Origin of the sequence: Pantoea sp. ARC270 (genome assembly GCF_003236725.1) — a bacterium.
Classification (GTDB): domain Bacteria; phylum Pseudomonadota; class Gammaproteobacteria; order Enterobacterales; family Enterobacteriaceae; genus Pantoea; species Pantoea anthophila.
This window is the reverse complement of the sequence record NZ_PUGA01000003.1, coordinates 113,309-128,345: the sequence shown is the minus strand read 5'-3', so window position 1 is coordinate 128,345 and position 15,037 is coordinate 113,309. Positions and strand designations below refer to the sequence as shown.

The window sequence follows — 15,037 nt, the reverse complement described above, 5'->3', positions numbered from 1 at the left end:
GCAAAGGAGGCGCAGGATTACTTCCAGAAATCGTCGAAAACCGTGATCGGCGGACGACGTTTGTGTTCGGTTTTGAGATACCAGCCTTCAATGATTTTCGCGCTGTCAGGATGAATACTTTTTCCTTCCAGATAGTCATCAATCATCTCGTAGGTGACACCCAGCGCCACTTCATCCTGCAGGCCCGGACGGTCATCTTCCAGGTCGGCGGTCGGCTTCTTCAGATAGAGGTGCTCCGGACAGCCAAGATGTTTCAGCAGCTGCTTGCCCTGACGCTTGTTAAGGCGGAACAGCGGGTTAATGTCGGTGCCGCCGTCGCCATATTTGGTGAAGAAGCCGGTCACCGCTTCCGCGGCGTGATCGGTACCGACTACCACCCCTTTGGTCATGCCGGCGATGCTGTACTGCGCCTTCATGCGCTCACGCGCTTTTTCATTGCCGCGGATAAAATCGGACAGGGTAATCCCGGCCTCTTTCAGCGCGCGCTCGCTGGCCAGAACCGACTCTTTGATGTTAACCACCAGTGAGCGGTCAGGCTGAATAAAGGCCAGCGCGTCCTGGCAATCCTGCTCATCCGCCTGCACCCCATAGGGAAGACGCACGGCAATAAAGGTGTAGTCGTTATCGCCGGTCTCTTCACGCAGCTCCGTAATGGCCCGCTGCGACAGCGCGCCCGCCAGGGTAGAGTCCTGGCCGCCGCTGATCCCCAGCACCAGCGTTTTCAGTCCGCTGTGGCGTTTCAGGTAGGCTTTGAGAAAATCGATGCTGACCCGCACTTCCTGGTCGGCGTCGATAGTGGGCTTCACACCCAGGGCTTCAATAATTTCCTGCTGCAGTGACATGAACTTCTCCTCAGGTCAGTGGCCTGTCGGCTCGATGCGAACGTGTTATTAAAGCTAACGTGCCTTCACGAAAACAACAAGCCAAAGCGCTAACTGATTCGCGCTAACCATTGCGAAATCAGTGAGTTTTTCGCTGAGGTTCGGGTTTTTTCGCCAGCACGGTAAACATTAAAATGGCCAGCATAAAGCAACCGAAGATCGTGCCGCACATGCTCAGCACCGAGGTACCGCCGATGCCGGTGATGGGCACGGTAATCGCCCCCAGCGTGAACATGGTGACACCAATCACCGCAGAGGCGCTGCCAGCGCGATGGCCCTGACTCTGCATCGCCAGTGAGGAGGCGGTCGTGGCAATCACCCCATTGCTGGCGATGGTAAAGAACAGCGCGACCAGCAGCAGCGCCAGCGGTGCCTGAAACAGGGCGCAGAGCAGCAGCAGGCTGGAGGCGACAAAGGCCAGCGTCAGGCCGCCTTTCAGCACCCGATATTCGCCCCACAACGGGCAGAGGCGGGCGCTGGTCTGGGAGGCGATCACCAGACCGATGCCGTTGGCCGCAAAGCAGAAGCTGAACGCCTGCGGCGACAGACCGTAGAGCTGCTGCAGCACGAACGGAGAGGCGCCGATGTAGGCGAACATGCCCGACATCATAAAGCCCTGGGTCAGGCAGAAGCCCATGAAAGGACGATGGGTCACCACCTGGCCGAGCGCGGCGTAAGCGGAGAAGATCGATCCTTTGCTGCGGCGGGCTTCCGGCAGCGTCTCATGCAGCTTCCAGCGCGCCAGCAGGATCAGCAGAATGGCAATGCCGCCCAGCACCATAAAAATGCCGCGCCAGTCGACGATCGTCATCAGCACACCGCCCAGCACCGGTGCGCCGATGGGCGCCAGGCCATTGACCAGCATCAGCAGGGCAAAGAATCGCGTCAGTTCATGACCACTGTACATATCGCGCGCTATCGCCCGTGACAGCACCGCGCCACCGGCCCCGGCTAAGCCTTCGAACAGGCGCGCCACCAGCAGCTGGTGGATATCCTGCGCCAGTGCGCATCCCAGCGAGGCGATAAACAACAGCACCAGCGACAGGGTCAGCGGACGCAGACGGCCGAACTTGTCACTCATCGGGCCAAACAGCAGCTGGCCAACTCCCAGCCCCAGCAGGCCGGCGGTCAGACTCAGCTGAGCCGTGGCGGTTTCGGTGTTGAGGTCCCGCGCCATCTGAGGCAGAGCGGGCAGATAGAGATCGATACAGAGCGGGCCCAGTGCGGCCAGCAGGCCCAGCGTGATGGCATAAACCAGGCGGTTGGAGTGTGCAGGAGTCATTATTCCTCGGGGTCGTCAGCGATGGGGTGAAGAGAAAGCGGGCCAGCCTGCGCCAGAGAGCGTCCGGCAGTGCGGCGGGCACCCTGATCGGCATCCGCGCAGGACAGCGTCACGGAAACGGCGCAAAATCAGAGGGTTCGGATGACGGGGAGTATACGTCTCTGTTGACAGCAAAACAGCCTTCTTTACGGAATCCTGACATTCCGTCTGCCACAAAAAGGCCGCCATAAACTTGATAAACCTGCATTTATGTTCCAGGCTTGATGCCACATGGACAATAAATGAGGAACAACAAGATGAAGAAGGTGATGGGATGTATCGCTGCGGCGCTGACACTGGCGGCACTGTCTGGTTGTACGACTTATGATCGTGCGGAAAGCTACGTGACTAAGCCAGTTGTTAAGGATGTTAAAAAGGGGATGACCCGCGATCAGGTTCGTCAGATCGCCGGTTCGCCTTCAACTGAAATTACCATGGTTCACGCGCGCGGCACCTGCCAGACGTATGTTCTGGGTCAGCGCGACGGTAAAGCACAGACTTACTTCGTGAGCTATAACGACACCGGCCGTGTCATGAACTACGGCTTCCAGAGCTGCGCGGAGTATGACACCGATCCGCAGGTTCAGCAGTAATCGCTGCTTCTGAATGGTAAACGGCCCGTCTTTATGACGGGCCGTTTTTCGTTGGGGCACTGTTTCATGCCCTCCGGCGCGAAGAGTGGGTGGCAAGCCTGCCGTTACAATCCTGCCGGGCGCGGCACCTCGACATAATCGCCGTCAATCTGCCGCTGGTAGTAGTGGCCATCCTGCACATAAAAACGCCTGCCGTTAAAATCCAGCACCCGCATCTCACCGCTGATCCGCGTCTCTGGCGGTGGCGCCACCACCACATACTCCTCACCGTGACGCTGATAATAGTTACCGTTGAGCAGGTAGTAGGTCAGCCCGCCAATCAATACGGCGGTGGCGGCCTCGGGCAGAAAGCGCAACGGACCTGGCCCTCCCCAGCGCGGACCGGGGCCACCGTGCCGGCCCCATCCCTCATGCGGTCCCCATCCTCCCGGCGGGCCCCAGCCGCCGGGATGCGCAGAAGCCAGGGCGGGCGCTAAGAGTGTCAGCGTCAGAAGTGAGGCGATCATTTTTTTCATCGGGCATTCTCCACAGACGAGTGGAGGCAGAATTCGCTTTTTACAGAAGAAAGACAAGCGCTAAAGCGGCGGATTTTCGCCTGTTTACCACGCTTAACGCTTTCTTAACGGCGTCGCCATGAACAGGGAAGATTATGGAGAGCGGGAAGGGATTAACCTGGCGCGGATGCGCCAGGTTGAGCAGAGATTAGCGGTGCGCCAGTTCGGCGTGGTCGTCACTTTCCAGCACGTGCCTGTCGGTCAGGCCTAACCAGCGGCTGGTGAGTGAACCGGCGGTCATGGAGCCATTGACGTTCAGGGCGGTACGGCCCATATCGATCAGCGGCTCGATAGAGATCAGCAGCGCAACCAGGGTCACCGGCAGGCCCATCGCAGGCAGCACAATCAGGGCAGCAAACGTCGCACCGCCGCCGACACCGGCCACACCGGCTGAACTCAGGGTGACGATCCCGACCAGCGTCGCAATCCATAGCGGGTCAAACGGGTTGATGCCAACCGTAGGCGCCACCATCACCGCCAGCATGGTCGGATAGAGACCGGCACAGCCGTTCTGGCCGATCGTGGCACCAAAGGAGGCTGCAAAGCTCGCCACAGACTCTGGCACGCCCAGGCGACGGGTCTGAGTCTCTACGCTCAGCGGAATGCTGGCGGCGCTGGAGCGGCTGGTAAAGGCGAAGGTAATCACCGGCCACACTTTGCGGAAGAAGCGCAGCGGGTTGATGCCGTTTACCGACAGCAGCAGGGCATGAACCGCAAACATTATCGCCAGACCGAGGTAAGAGGCGACCACAAAACTGCCCAGCTTGATGATGTCCTGCAGGTTAGAACCGGCTACGACTTTGGTCATCAGCGCCAGCACGCCATACGGCGTCAGCTTCATCACTAAACGCACCAGCTTCATGACCCACGACTGCAGGGTGTCAATCGCCACCAGCACCCGCTGACCTTTCTCCTGGTCATCTTTCAGCAGTTGCAGAGCGGCCATCCCCAGGAAGGCGGCAAAAATGACCACGCTGATGATGGAGGTCGGATTAGCACCGGTCAGATCGGCAAACGGATTTTTCGGGATAAAGGAGAGCACCAGCTGAGGCACGCTCAGGTCGGAGACCTTGCCGACATAGTTGCTCTGGATCGCACTCAGGCGTGCGGTTTCCTGGACACCCTGCACCAGACCTTCCGCGCTGAGGCCAAACAGACCGGTCACGAAGACGCCGACCAGCGCAGAAATCGCGGTGGTAAAGAGCAGTACGCCAATGGTCAGTACGCTGATTTTTCCCAGCGACGAGGCGTTATGCAGACGGGCGACCGCACTCAGAATCGAAACGAACACCAGCGGCATGACGACCATCTGCAGCAGCTGGACATAGCCATTGCCGACGATGTTAAACCAGCTGATCGACGCTTTGACCACGGCGCTGTTTTCACCGTAGATCAGCTGCAGCACCAGGCCGAACAGTACACCGATCACCAGACCGATCAACACTTTCTTCGACAGGCTCCAGCTATGGCGGCTGAAGCGGGAGAGTAATACCAGCAGCACCACGAAGGCCGCGATATTAAGCGTAAGAGGAAGGTCCATACCGAAACTCCAGAGTAATGCGGCCTGTCGTCCGGGAGAGGCCGCATAATGTTAATCACGAATTAAGACAGCAGGAATGGTAACAGCAGCCGGAGAGGCTGCCTTATATCCAAATGGCATGGTTTATAACTAACTGTTGATTTTTGCGGGTTTATTGCGCGGTGTGACTGGAAATTAACCGTCCGACCCCATTCTGCAGCGTATCGAACAGCTGGGTCGGCCAGCCGTTTGCACCAAAGGAAGGCATTCCCACCGGAAACCAGAGCGCATAGCCCACCAGACCCAGACACAACACCCGCTCAAGCTGATTGCCTTTCTGGCTGCGCAGAATCGGCAGGCGGAAGCGCCAGCGGCAGGGCCACAGCAGTGGCACCCCGGCAGGCGTCAGCATATCGGCCACTATATGGCTGAGGTAGCCCAGGGTCAGACCCTGCAAGACATCAGGTGGTATGGGTGACGACTTGGGCAGGTTAATCTGAAAAAGCCATAAACCGGCGGCCACCGCCAGCAGGCTGTGGGTAAAGCCCCGGTGACCAAAAGCGCGCGCAATCGGCTGTGAGAGCCAGCGCAGCCGCTGTCCCAGCAGGGATTTAGGGTGATCGATGTCGGGCAACAGACATGTCAGCAGGGCTGAGGGAACGAGATGCCACCAGTCGGCCTGCGCCAGAACCGGGGTCAGCTCCGCACGTTTGGCAAAAATAGCGCTGGCAATGGCAAAAATGATGTGGCCTTCGCCCGTCATGATAGAACCTGGATGCTAAGAAACTGTCGATGCATCCAGTATAGGGATTTATCCAGTAAATGAGAACATGTGACGCTGTAACTAACAGTGAATTTTTTTACAGGGCGAGCCGTGGCATGTCACGGCTCACCCCGTCTTCTAGCGGGCCAGCCAGCCGCCATCAACCGCCAGCGTATAACCATTAATATAGTCTGCTGCAGACGAGGCCAGAAAGACCACCGGCCCCATCATGTCATCCGGCACGCCCCAGCGGCCTGCCGGAATACGGTCAAGGATCTCAGCGCTGCGCGCCGCATCTTTGCGCAGGGGTTCGGTATTATCGGTCGCCATGTAACCTGGCGCGATAGCATTAACATTGATGCCATGCCGTCCCCACTCGTTAGCCATCAGACGGGTTAAGCCCATGACAGCGCTTTTTGAGGCGGTGTAAGAGGGGACGCGAATGCCTCCCTGAAACGAGAGCATGGACGCAATATTAATGATTTTGCCGCCGCTTCCCTGCGCGATAAACCGCTGCGCGACCTGCTGTGAGAGGAAAAACACCGTCTTGCAGTTGATATTCATCACATCATCCCAGTCCTGCACGCTGAATTTCAGGGCATCCTCACGACGGATAATCCCGGCATTGTTGACCAGGATATCCACTCTGCCTGCCGCGGCGACCGCCTCTTCCGCGACCTGCGGGATGAGCTCAGGAGACATCAGATCGGCTGAAACGGACCAGAAGCGGCGGCCAAGTGCTTCCACTTTATGCTGCGTGTCAGCCGGTTCGATGCGGTTGATGCCCACTATGTCGCAGCCAGCCTGCGCCAGCCCCAGTGCCATCCCCTGGCCAAGCCCGGTATTACAGCCGGTCACGATGGCGACTTTGCCTGTTAAATCAAATCTGTTCAGTACCATTCGGCTTGTCCTCCGCTTAACGCAGTTCGCTAATCCTGACCGCGTCCATATCATCAAAGACCTGATTCTCACCCACCATCCCCCAGATAAAGGCGTAACGCTGGGTTCCGACACCCGCGTGTATCGACCAGCTGGGTGAGATCACCGCCTGCTCGTTATGAACCAGCAGATGACGGGTTTGCTGCGGCTCTCCCATCATGTGGAAGACGGCGTGATCTTCGCTCATGTCGAAATAGAAATAGACTTCCATGCGGCGTTCGTGGGTGTGACAGGGCATAGTGTTCCAGAGACTGCCCTCATGCAGCCTGGTCAGGCCCATCGTGAGCTGACAGGTAGGCAACACGTCGGGCACGATAAATTTGTGTATGGTGCGGCGATTAGCGCTTGCCGCATCGCCCAGCGTGGCGTTGACCGCCTCCTGCAGCGTGATCTTCCTGTCCGGAAAGGTGGTGTGCGCTGGTGCACTGTTGAAATAAAATTTTGCGGGCTGCGATGCATCGAGGCTGCGAAACAGCAGATCGCGCGCCCCTTTGCCGATATAGAGCGCCTCTTCGTGACCGATTTCCCACGTTTTGCCATCCACCTCCACCAGACCCGGGCCGCCAATATTGATCATGCCCAGTTCACGGCGTTCGAGAAACCAGGCGACGCCCAGCTGTTTGCCCATCTCATCCCCCATCGTGACCGGCTGATTCACCGGCATGACGCCGCCCGTAATGATGCGGTCAATGTGGCTGTAGGTCAGGGTGTAGTGATCGGCGGTAAATATCTTTTCAATCAGAAATGCCTGGCGCAGTGCGTCAGTGTCGAGTTGTTTAGCGTGATCGCTGTGAATGCTCTGGCGAATGTCCATCTCGTGCCCCTCTGGAGTCAGGTTATTCATCCCCCGATCAGGGGACGATGTGGGCATCTTAGGCAGGGTGAGACAGTGATTCAATAAAAATGAAACGCTGTTTTAATTTTTTGAGATTCAGATCAACCGCAGAACGCCTGAGCAAAAAAAAGCCCGCTTAAAGCGGGCGGGGGGTCAGCCTTTCAGATGGGTCGGGCTAAGCTGCGTCAAGGTGTCCAGCCGGACATCCGCCAGCGCCCAGCGCGGATCGTCGCGGTGCTCAGCGGCAGGTACCACAATCGACCGCATGCGGGCCGCTTTAGTGGCGATCATGCCGTTAAACGAATCCTCCAGCGTGACGCAGTTCAGCGGATCGATTCCCAGACTGGCGGCGGCATTGAGATAGACCTGCGGATGGGGCTTGCTGTAGGGCAGGGCTTCTGCGGAGGAGAGCACATCAAAATAGTGACGCAGATTAAAGATCTCCAGCACCTGTTCCAGCATCGCCATCGGAGAGGCGGACGCCAGGCCAATCTTCAGTCCCTGCTCCTGACAGAGTTGCAGCGCGGTTTCCACGCCCGGCAACAGGGGGCGGGTCTGATCCACCAGCGTCATGGCGCGCACGATAATCCGCTCCGTGACCTCCTGCTGCGACGGACCCTGCCACGGCAGCGTTTCGTACCACATCCGCACCGTCTGGTCGATGCGCAAACCCAGCGTGTCGGGCATTTCACTGCGACGTGACAGGTCAACATCCAGCGTTGAAAAGATATCCAGTTCAGCCTGATCCCACAGCGGCTCAGAATCGATCAGTAAACCATCCATATCAAACAGGGCGGCGAGGACAGGGCGGTGATAGGGCATCAGAGGTCTCCTTTTAAAGTCGGTTTTACCAAAGCATCATTCCCGGCTGGCGCACGCTTCGCCCGTCGGCCATGCTTTTTTTGGGAAATTTCTTCATTGGCAGGTAGACTTACGGCAAATCGGATTTCGGGTTCAGGAGATATTATGACCTATCAACAGGCTGGCCGCATCGCCATCCTTAAGCGTGTGGCAGGCTGGGTGCTCTTTCTGGTGGCGCTGCTGTCGACCATTATTTCGGTGCTGAGCTTTATGTTTAAGCACAGTGAGAAGCAGCCAGGTATCGACGCGGTAATGCTCGATTTTGTTCATGTTATCGTCGATATGCTTCGCTTTAACACCCCCTTCCTGAACATCTTCTGGCACAACTCCCCGGTGCCGGAATTTAATGGTCAGATGAACCTGGGATTCTGGCTGATCTACATCCTGATTTTTGTCGGACTGGCCCTGGAGTCATCCGGCGCGCGCATGGGGCGTCAGGCCCGTCATGTCAGAGAGGGTATTGAAGATCAGATGATCCTGGAGCAGGCAAAGGGCAGCGAAGGGCGAAGCCGTCAGCAACTGGAAGAGAAGGTGCGCGTACCCCGTCACACCATCTTCCTGCAGATCTTCCCGCTTTACATCCTGCCCGTGGTCATTGCGGTAGCCGGTTATTTCGTGCTGTCGCTGCTCGGCTTTATCTGAGGGCGTCGTCAGGCCGGTCTGGCCTGACTGGCGCTCAGCGCATCCTCTTCCAGCAACTGGCCGATGGCGAACTGTGCGTCGTCCGGCCAGTGCCCGCCAAAGACGTTAGCCCGGTTCAGCAAATAGTAGAGCTGATAGACCGGCAGACGCTGCGAGAACCCATCCGGTAACGGCCAGACCGACTGATAGCCGTCGTAAATCTGACGCGGCAGGTCGGGGTACCAGCTCAGCATGGCTAAATCGCACTCCCGGTCGCCCCAGTAGCAGGCAGGATCGAACACCCAGGGGCCACTGTGGCTGCTGGCACAGTTGGCTGGCCAGAGGTCGCCATGCAGCAGCGACGGCTGCGGATGATGGGAGGCCAGCACCCGCTGCACGGCAGCAATGATCAGCTCGGTATCCCCGTAGAGCACCCCTTTTTCTGCCGCCAGCTGTAACTGCCAGCCGATGCGCTGCTCAGCAAAAAAGACCGACCAGCGGCGCAGCCAGCTGTTGGGCTGAGGAGTCGTGGTGATATTGTTGTCGAAATCGAGACCGAACTGTGTCTGCTCGCTCCACTGATGAAGGTGCGCCAGCTGCTGCCCGAGCTGCCAGGCACTCTGCTCATCAAGTGGCTGAGGCGGAATATATTCCAGCAGCAGGAAGCTCTCCTCGCGGTGCTGGCCTACACCATAGACCTCGGGCACGCGAACCGTGCCGGTGCGCGCCAGCAGCGCCAGCTGGTCAGCTTCCCAGGTGAAGAGTGAGAGCCTGTCCCGGCTGTTACTTTTGACGAACACGTCGTGATCACCGTAGCGGATACGCCAGGTGGGATGGATGTCGCCGCCGGCCAGGGCGTGACGTTCGGTGATTTCGGCATTGCCTAACTGCTCGCTTAACAGACGACTAATGGCTGACCACATTGGGCTATCCTCGTTATTCGCTGCGTAAGACAGATTGTACTGCGTAAATATTCACCAAAACCAGCCCGATTGCACCTCTTATTCTGGTGCGGAGCGGGTGGGGCGATGTTCAGCGGTGTCGCGCAGAAACGCTTCGAAGGTTGTCACGGTCACGTCCGGCCGCTGACCCAGCACGCTTTCACCCGCCGCAGTGGCCTGCTGCTGCAGCGCTTCAGGCGACAGCGGGCTGACAATACCAAAGCTGTTGGTCCCGAGTTCATGCGGGTGGCCCTCATCGTCAGCCAGGGTGGTGGTGAAACCGGCCGCCGTCATGGCGCTGGTCAGCTCCAGGATGTCGCTTAATCCCGATTCCTGATAATGAAAGGTCACGATATAGCGTGTTAAGGCGTTGTTGCTCATGAGGCACCTCCGGGGAAGGGAAACTGAACTGAGCGTAGACCATGGTGAAAAATCAGGCGAATTATGAAGGGGATGCGCGGTGCATGCCGTGATGCCGGGCGTAAATTCCTGTCAGGCAGGTGCGCGGGGGTGGAAAAATCTTCTGCGGCTACGGCTATCTTTTCCCTTTCGCAGCACTATAATGCGCGACGTTAATCAGATGAGTCCCAATTAACACGTGTTGCAGGGCTGATTCCACGCATTTCGGGTGAGTTAATATTTTTTTACAAAACTTACCGTAAATTGCATTGAATGCCGGGCAAAACGCTTCAGACTCTTCGTTTTTTAAACTGTCGCACGGATCACATTTAATGAAAGCCTATAACAAGCTGTCTGCTGTTCTTCTGCTCTCCGCCGGAGCATTTTGTCACCAGGCACTGGCCGATAACGCCGTATTCACCTCAATGGATGACCCCTCTACGGCGAAAAAGCCGTTCGAAGGCTCAGCTGCTGCGGGATACCTGGCGCAAACCGGTAACACCACCAGTTCATCAATGACCGCTCAGACCAATATGACCTGGTATCAGTCATCAATGGCTTACAGCTTGTGGGGTAACGCGGCCAACACCTCGTCAAACGATGAGCGCTCTTCCGAAACCTACAGCATCGGCGGTCGTTCACGTTACAACGTCAGCAACTATGACTACCTGTTTGGTCAGGCGAGCTGGTTAAGCGATCGTTTCAATGGTTACGATTCGCGCGACGTTCTGACAGCCGGTTACGGTCGTCAGATCCTGAACGGCCCGGTGCATTCACTGCGTGCGGAATTTGGTCCGGGTGTGCGCTACGACGATTTCCACGATGGCGGCCATGAAACCAAAGCGCTGGGCTATGGCGCGGTCAGCTATCAGTGGCAGCTCACTGACACCACCAAATTTGTCCAGGGTGTGTCTGTACTGAGCAGCTTCGGTGAAGATACCACCGTGAACTCTGAAACCGGCCTGCAGGTGGCAATTAACAGCCACTTCGCCCTGAAGCTGGCGTACAACGTGACCTGGAACAACAATCCGCCGGAATCTGCGCCGGATCGCACCGACACCAAAACCTCGGTTATGCTCTCCTACGCGATGTAAGCGCAATTTTAACCGTGGTCTGCCCGGCGGCCTGACACTCTGTCAGGCCGCTTTTTTTTGATCTCTCCACGGCTTAGCAAAAAGGGGATGGTTTTTCTCGACCAGGAAAACTGCTATCATCTGCCCCGCACGGCAATCCTGGCGACATTCCGACAATGTGGGTCTGATGTTACGCCAGGTCACCCATTTTACATGACGTTGCATGTAGGCTTTCGTGTGGCCTACCACTGCAAATAAGGATTAGAAATGCCTGTAATTACGCTTCCTGATGGCAGCCAGCGTGTGTTCGACCGCCCTGTCAGTGTGATGGATATCGCGCTGGACATCGGGCCAGGTCTGGCGAAAGCCTGTATCGCTGGCCGCGTGAACGGTGAACTGGTTGATGCGGTCGATCCCATCACCGAAGACGCCGCCGTGGCGATTATCACTGCAAAAGATGAAGCCGGTCTGGAAATCATCCGTCACTCCTGCGCGCACCTGTTAGGGCATGCCATCAAGCAGCTGTGGCCGGATACGAAAATGGCGATTGGCCCGGTCATTGATAACGGCTTCTATTATGATGTCGACATCGATCGTACGCTGACCCAGGAAGATATCGACCTGCTGGAAAAACGCATGCATCAGCTGGCTGAGACCAACTACGATGTGGTGAAGAAAAAGGTCAGCTGGCAGGAAGCCCGTGACGTCTTTGCGGCGCGCGGCGAAATCTACAAAACCACCATTCTTGATGAAAACATCAGCCACGACGATAAGCCTGGCCTCTATCATCATGAAGAATATGTCGACATGTGCCGCGGTCCGCACGTGCCGAACATGCGGTTCTGCCATCACTTTAAACTGCAGAAGATCTCCGGTGCCTACTGGCGCGGCGACAGCAGCAACAAGATGCTGCAACGCATCTATGGCACCGCATGGGCAGACAAAAAGCAGCTGGCAGCCTATCTGCAGCGTCTGGAAGAGGCGGCAAAGCGTGACCATCGCAAGATTGGTAAGCAGCTGGATCTCTACCACATGCAGGAAGAAGCACCCGGTATGGTCTTCTGGCATAACGACGGCTGGACCATCTTCCGCGAACTGGAAGTGTTTGTCCGCAGCAAGCTGAAAGAGTACCAGTACCAGGAAGTGAAGGGTCCGTTCATGATGGATCGCGTCCTGTGGGAAAAAACCGGGCACTGGGAAAACTATAAAGAAGCGATGTTCACCACCTCGTCTGAGAACCGTGAATATTGCATTAAACCGATGAACTGTCCGGGACACGTTCAGATCTTTAATCAGGGTCTGAAATCGTACCGTGACCTGCCGCTGCGTATGGCCGAGTTCGGCAGCTGTCACCGTAATGAGCCATCAGGTGCGCTGCATGGCCTGATGCGCGTTCGCGGCTTTACCCAGGATGATGCCCACGTCTTCTGTACAGAAGAGCAGGTGCGTGACGAAGTGAACAGCTGTATCCGCATGGTTTATGACATGTACAGCACCTTCGGCTTCGAAAAGATTGTGGTCAAACTCTCTACCCGTCCTGAGAAGCGCATCGGCACCGATGAGATGTGGGACCGCGCCGAGGAAGATCTGGCTGCCGCGCTGAACGAAAACAACATTGAGTTTGAGTTCCAGCCAGGCGAAGGCGCCTTCTACGGCCCGAAAATTGAGTTTACCCTGTACGATTGTCTTGATCGCGCCTGGCAGTGTGGAACCGTTCAGCTAGACTTCTCCCTGCCAAAACGTCTTGAAGCGACGTATGTGGGTGAAAATAACGATCGTCAGACGCCTGTGATGATTCACCGTGCGATTCTGGGATCGATGGAACGCTTCATCGGTATTCTGACCGAAGAATTTGCTGGTTTCTTCCCAACCTGGCTGGCACCACAGCAGGTCGTGGTCATGAATATTACCGATGGACAAGCGGAATATGTTGAGTCTTTAACGCGTAAGCTGCAGAATGCTGGCATTCGTGTGAAGGCAGACTTGAGAAATGAGAAGATAGGCTTTAAAATCCGCGAGCACACATTACGTCGCGTCCCTTATATGCTGGTCTGCGGTGATAAAGAGGTGGAAGCAGGCAAAGTTGCCGTTCGCACCCGCCGTGGTAAAGACCTGGGGTCGATGGATGTCGATCTCTTTGTTGAGAAGTTGCAACAAGAGATTCGCAGCCGAAATCTTCATCAACTGGAGGAATAAAGTATTAAAGGCGGAAAACGAGTACTACCGACGCGTCCGAACAAAATTAACAGCGAAATCCGCGCAACTGAAGTGCGCTTAACGGGCATGGATGGCGAGCCACTTGGCATCGTCTCATTACGCGAAGCTCTGGAAAAAGCCGAGGAATCGGGTGCTGACTTAGTCGAAATTAGCCCGAACGCCGAACCGCCGGTTTGCCGTATTATGGATTACGGCAAGTTCCTCTACGAAAAAAGCAAATCTTCTAAGGAACAGAAGAAGAAGCAAAAAGTTATTCAGGTTAAGGAAATTAAATTCCGTCCTGGAACCGATGATGGCGACTATCAGGTCAAACTACGCAACCTGATTCGCTTTCTGGAAGATGGCGATAAAGCCAAAATCACGCTGCGTTTCCGTGGTCGTGAGATGGCGCACCAGCAGATCGGTATGGAAGTGCTTAACCGCGTCCGTAAAGACCTGTGTGAAGATCTGGATTTGGCCATTGTCGAATCCTTCCCTTCGAAGATCGAAGGCCGCCAGATGATCATGGTGCTCGCTCCTAAGAAGAAACAGTAGGCTTTCAAGTAACATTAACCGCGCAGCGTTCGCGTTGTGCGGTTTTCTGTTCGCCTGTCTGGGTCATGTTATCAACAATGCGAAGTGGATATTTTTAAAAATGCCAAAGATTAAAACTGTACGTGGCGCGGCTAAGCGCTTCAAGAAGACCGCTTCTGGCGGCTTCAAGCGTAAACACGCAAACCTGCGTCATATTCTGACCAAAAAATCTACTAAGCGTAAACGTCACCTGCGCCCTAAAGGCATGGTGTCAAAAGGCGATCTGGGTCTGGTTTCTGCCTGCCTGCCGTACGCATAAGTCCATTTTTTTAAACAGAATATAGAACAGGAGAGCTCACATGGCTCGCGTTAAACGTGGTGTAGTTGCTCGCGCACGTCACAAAAAAATCTTAAAACAAGCTAAAGGCTATTACGGTGCACGTTCACGTGTTTACCGCGTTGCCTTCCAGGCTGTTATCAAAGCTGGTCAGTATGCTTACCGTGACCGTCGTCAGCGTAAGCGTCAGTTCCGTCAGCTGTGGATCGCGCGTATCAACGCAGCGGCTCGTCAGAACGGCATGTCTTACAGCCGTTTCATCAATGGTCTGAAAAAAGCAGCCATTGAGATCGACCGTAAGATCCTGGCCGATATCGCCGTATTCGACAAAGTGGCCTTCACTGCACTGGTCGAAAAAGCGAAATCAGCTCTGGCGTAAGTCAGATGAAAAAGGGAGCTTGCTCCCTTTTTTATTGCCTGTAAGCTGCGCAAAAGATTGACATTTTCGTCTCCGCGCATTTCAATAGTGCCCTCGTAAAGCATGACAAGGTAACTGCAAGCATGAATGCTGCTATTTTCCGTTTCTTTTTTTACTTTAGCGCCTGACATCCGGGGGCTTTTGCGCATAAGAAAAGAAACGAAAAATCGCGCTAAAAGCCTCCCTCGTGGAGGCTTTTTTGTTTCTGGCGTTAGCATACTGGACCGGCAGGTCCCAACAAGAACTGACCAG

General features: G+C 56.0%; 18 protein-coding genes and 1 other annotated feature. Of the genes, 8 read left to right on the top strand and 10 right to left on the bottom strand.

The window, feature by feature from the left end; genetic code table 11:
- Nucleotides 1-17: 17 nt before the first annotated feature.
- Both nadE and CKF42_RS02840 read right to left on the bottom strand, forming a co-directional pair.
- Nucleotides 18-842 carry an ammonia-dependent NAD(+) synthetase gene (gene nadE / locus CKF42_RS02845; protein ID WP_009090562.1) on the bottom strand — a complete coding sequence of 275 codons (825 nt, stop codon included), beginning with the start codon at nt 840-842 and terminating at the stop codon, nt 18-20.
- A 118-nt stretch (nt 843-960) separates the two neighbouring features.
- A complete protein-coding gene (locus CKF42_RS02840) occupies nt 961-2,163 on the bottom strand; it encodes a multidrug effflux MFS transporter (RefSeq protein WP_111207447.1) in 1,203 nt (400 codons plus the stop codon).
- A 296-nt stretch (nt 2,164-2,459) separates the two neighbouring features.
- On the opposite strand from CKF42_RS02840, the gene osmE reads away from it, so the two are divergent.
- Nucleotides 2,460-2,795, top strand: a complete 336-nt coding sequence (gene osmE / locus CKF42_RS02835; protein WP_009090559.1) for an osmotically-inducible lipoprotein OsmE — start codon at nt 2,460-2,462, stop codon at nt 2,793-2,795.
- A 104-nt stretch (nt 2,796-2,899) separates the two neighbouring features.
- On the opposite strand, the gene CKF42_RS02830 is transcribed toward osmE, so the two are convergent.
- The 6 genes from CKF42_RS02830 to hxpB form a co-directional block, all read right to left on the bottom strand.
- Nucleotides 2,900-3,310, bottom strand: coding sequence for a DUF6515 family protein (locus CKF42_RS02830; protein ID WP_111207445.1), 411 nt, complete (start codon nt 3,308-3,310; stop codon nt 2,900-2,902).
- A gap of 187 nt (nt 3,311-3,497) precedes the next feature.
- Complete coding sequence (locus CKF42_RS02825; RefSeq protein WP_111207443.1) at nt 3,498-4,889, bottom strand: L-cystine transporter; 1,392 nt, start codon at nt 4,887-4,889, stop codon at nt 3,498-3,500.
- Between the two features lie 151 nt (nt 4,890-5,040).
- Nucleotides 5,041-5,631: a metal-dependent hydrolase gene (locus CKF42_RS02820; protein WP_009090554.1), complete on the bottom strand. Its 591-nt coding sequence runs from the start codon at nt 5,629-5,631 to the stop codon at nt 5,041-5,043.
- 138 nt (nt 5,632-5,769) lie between these two features.
- Nucleotides 5,770-6,531, bottom strand: coding sequence for a 2-dehydro-3-deoxy-D-gluconate 5-dehydrogenase KduD (gene kduD / locus CKF42_RS02815; protein ID WP_111207441.1), 762 nt, complete (start codon nt 6,529-6,531; stop codon nt 5,770-5,772).
- 16 nt (nt 6,532-6,547) lie between these two features.
- The gene (kduI, locus tag CKF42_RS02810) at nt 6,548-7,384 is read right to left on the bottom strand and encodes a 5-dehydro-4-deoxy-D-glucuronate isomerase (protein ID WP_009090546.1); all 837 of its coding nucleotides are present in this window, start codon (nt 7,382-7,384) and stop codon (nt 6,548-6,550) included.
- Between the two features lie 174 nt (nt 7,385-7,558).
- Complete coding sequence (hxpB, locus tag CKF42_RS02805; RefSeq protein WP_009090544.1) at nt 7,559-8,227, bottom strand: hexitol phosphatase HxpB; 669 nt, start codon at nt 8,225-8,227, stop codon at nt 7,559-7,561.
- A gap of 144 nt (nt 8,228-8,371) precedes the next feature.
- Here hxpB and CKF42_RS02800 point away from each other — a divergent pair, with 144 nt between their 5' ends.
- Nucleotides 8,372-8,908, top strand: coding sequence for a YniB family protein (locus CKF42_RS02800; protein ID WP_009090542.1), 537 nt, complete (start codon nt 8,372-8,374; stop codon nt 8,906-8,908).
- A gap of 8 nt (nt 8,909-8,916) precedes the next feature.
- Here CKF42_RS02800 and CKF42_RS02795 read toward each other — a convergent pair whose 3' ends face one another.
- Both CKF42_RS02795 and ghoS read right to left on the bottom strand, forming a co-directional pair.
- Nucleotides 8,917-9,810 (bottom strand): fructosamine kinase family protein, encoded by an 894-nt coding sequence (locus CKF42_RS02795; RefSeq protein WP_058956575.1) that lies wholly within the window; start codon nt 9,808-9,810, stop codon nt 8,917-8,919.
- Between the two features lie 78 nt (nt 9,811-9,888).
- Nucleotides 9,889-10,209 carry a type V toxin-antitoxin system endoribonuclease antitoxin GhoS gene (gene ghoS / locus CKF42_RS02790; RefSeq protein WP_009090539.1) on the bottom strand — a complete coding sequence of 107 codons (321 nt, stop codon included), beginning with the start codon at nt 10,207-10,209 and terminating at the stop codon, nt 9,889-9,891.
- A gap of 350 nt (nt 10,210-10,559) precedes the next feature.
- Between ghoS and CKF42_RS02785 the strand changes: the two genes are divergently transcribed.
- From CKF42_RS02785 to pheM, 6 genes are all read left to right on the top strand, one after another.
- On the top strand, nt 10,560-11,321 hold the full coding sequence (locus CKF42_RS02785) for a YdiY family protein (RefSeq protein WP_009090538.1): 762 nt from the start codon (nt 10,560-10,562) through the stop codon (nt 11,319-11,321).
- A 246-nt stretch (nt 11,322-11,567) separates the two neighbouring features.
- Nucleotides 11,568-13,496: a threonine--tRNA ligase gene (thrS, locus tag CKF42_RS02780; RefSeq protein ID WP_009090537.1), complete on the top strand. Its 1,929-nt coding sequence runs from the start codon at nt 11,568-11,570 to the stop codon at nt 13,494-13,496.
- Nucleotides 13,497-13,499: 3 nt separating this feature from the next.
- Nucleotides 13,500-14,051 (top strand): translation initiation factor IF-3, encoded by a 552-nt coding sequence (gene infC, locus CKF42_RS02775; protein WP_033736278.1) that lies wholly within the window; start codon nt 13,500-13,502, stop codon nt 14,049-14,051.
- Between the two features lie 100 nt (nt 14,052-14,151).
- Nucleotides 14,152-14,349 (top strand): 50S ribosomal protein L35, encoded by a 198-nt coding sequence (gene rpmI, locus CKF42_RS02770; RefSeq protein WP_009090535.1) that lies wholly within the window; start codon nt 14,152-14,154, stop codon nt 14,347-14,349.
- A 40-nt stretch (nt 14,350-14,389) separates the two neighbouring features.
- Complete coding sequence (rplT, locus tag CKF42_RS02765; RefSeq protein ID WP_006118956.1) at nt 14,390-14,746, top strand: 50S ribosomal protein L20; 357 nt, start codon at nt 14,390-14,392, stop codon at nt 14,744-14,746.
- A gap of 117 nt (nt 14,747-14,863) precedes the next feature.
- Nucleotides 14,864-14,989 (top strand) — a sequence feature (Phe leader region).
- A complete protein-coding gene (gene pheM / locus CKF42_RS21150) occupies nt 14,869-14,913 on the top strand; it encodes a pheST operon leader peptide PheM (RefSeq protein ID WP_106120997.1) in 45 nt (14 codons plus the stop codon). Its footprint overlaps the feature before it by 45 nt.
- Nucleotides 14,990-15,037: the final 48 nt, after the last annotated feature.

Excerpts from the sequence above, each read along its gene's own strand:
- nadE (WP_009090562.1), bottom strand. The coding sequence starts at position 842 with ATGTCACTGCAGCAGGAAATTATTGAAGCCCTGGGTGTGAAGCCCACT.
- CKF42_RS02840 (WP_111207447.1), bottom strand. The coding sequence starts at position 2,163 with ATGACTCCTGCACACTCCAACCGCCTGGTTTATGCCATCACGCTGGGC.
- osmE (WP_009090559.1), top strand. The coding sequence starts at position 2,460 with ATGAAGAAGGTGATGGGATGTATCGCTGCGGCGCTGACACTGGCGGCA.
- CKF42_RS02830 (WP_111207445.1), bottom strand. The coding sequence starts at position 3,310 with ATGAAAAAAATGATCGCCTCACTTCTGACGCTGACACTCTTAGCGCCC.
- CKF42_RS02825 (WP_111207443.1), bottom strand. The coding sequence starts at position 4,889 with ATGGACCTTCCTCTTACGCTTAATATCGCGGCCTTCGTGGTGCTGCTG.
- CKF42_RS02820 (WP_009090554.1), bottom strand. The coding sequence starts at position 5,631 with ATGACGGGCGAAGGCCACATCATTTTTGCCATTGCCAGCGCTATTTTT.
- kduD (WP_111207441.1), bottom strand. The coding sequence starts at position 6,531 with ATGGTACTGAACAGATTTGATTTAACAGGCAAAGTCGCCATCGTGACC.
- kduI (WP_009090546.1), bottom strand. The coding sequence starts at position 7,384 with ATGGACATTCGCCAGAGCATTCACAGCGATCACGCTAAACAACTCGAC.
- hxpB (WP_009090544.1), bottom strand. The coding sequence starts at position 8,227 with ATGCCCTATCACCGCCCTGTCCTCGCCGCCCTGTTTGATATGGATGGT.
- CKF42_RS02800 (WP_009090542.1), top strand. The coding sequence starts at position 8,372 with ATGACCTATCAACAGGCTGGCCGCATCGCCATCCTTAAGCGTGTGGCA.
- CKF42_RS02795 (WP_058956575.1), bottom strand. The coding sequence starts at position 9,810 with ATGTGGTCAGCCATTAGTCGTCTGTTAAGCGAGCAGTTAGGCAATGCC.
- ghoS (WP_009090539.1), bottom strand. The coding sequence starts at position 10,209 with ATGAGCAACAACGCCTTAACACGCTATATCGTGACCTTTCATTATCAG.
- CKF42_RS02785 (WP_009090538.1), top strand. The coding sequence starts at position 10,560 with ATGAAAGCCTATAACAAGCTGTCTGCTGTTCTTCTGCTCTCCGCCGGA.
- thrS (WP_009090537.1), top strand. The coding sequence starts at position 11,568 with ATGCCTGTAATTACGCTTCCTGATGGCAGCCAGCGTGTGTTCGACCGC.
- rpmI (WP_009090535.1), top strand. The coding sequence starts at position 14,152 with ATGCCAAAGATTAAAACTGTACGTGGCGCGGCTAAGCGCTTCAAGAAG.
- rplT (WP_006118956.1), top strand. The coding sequence starts at position 14,390 with ATGGCTCGCGTTAAACGTGGTGTAGTTGCTCGCGCACGTCACAAAAAA.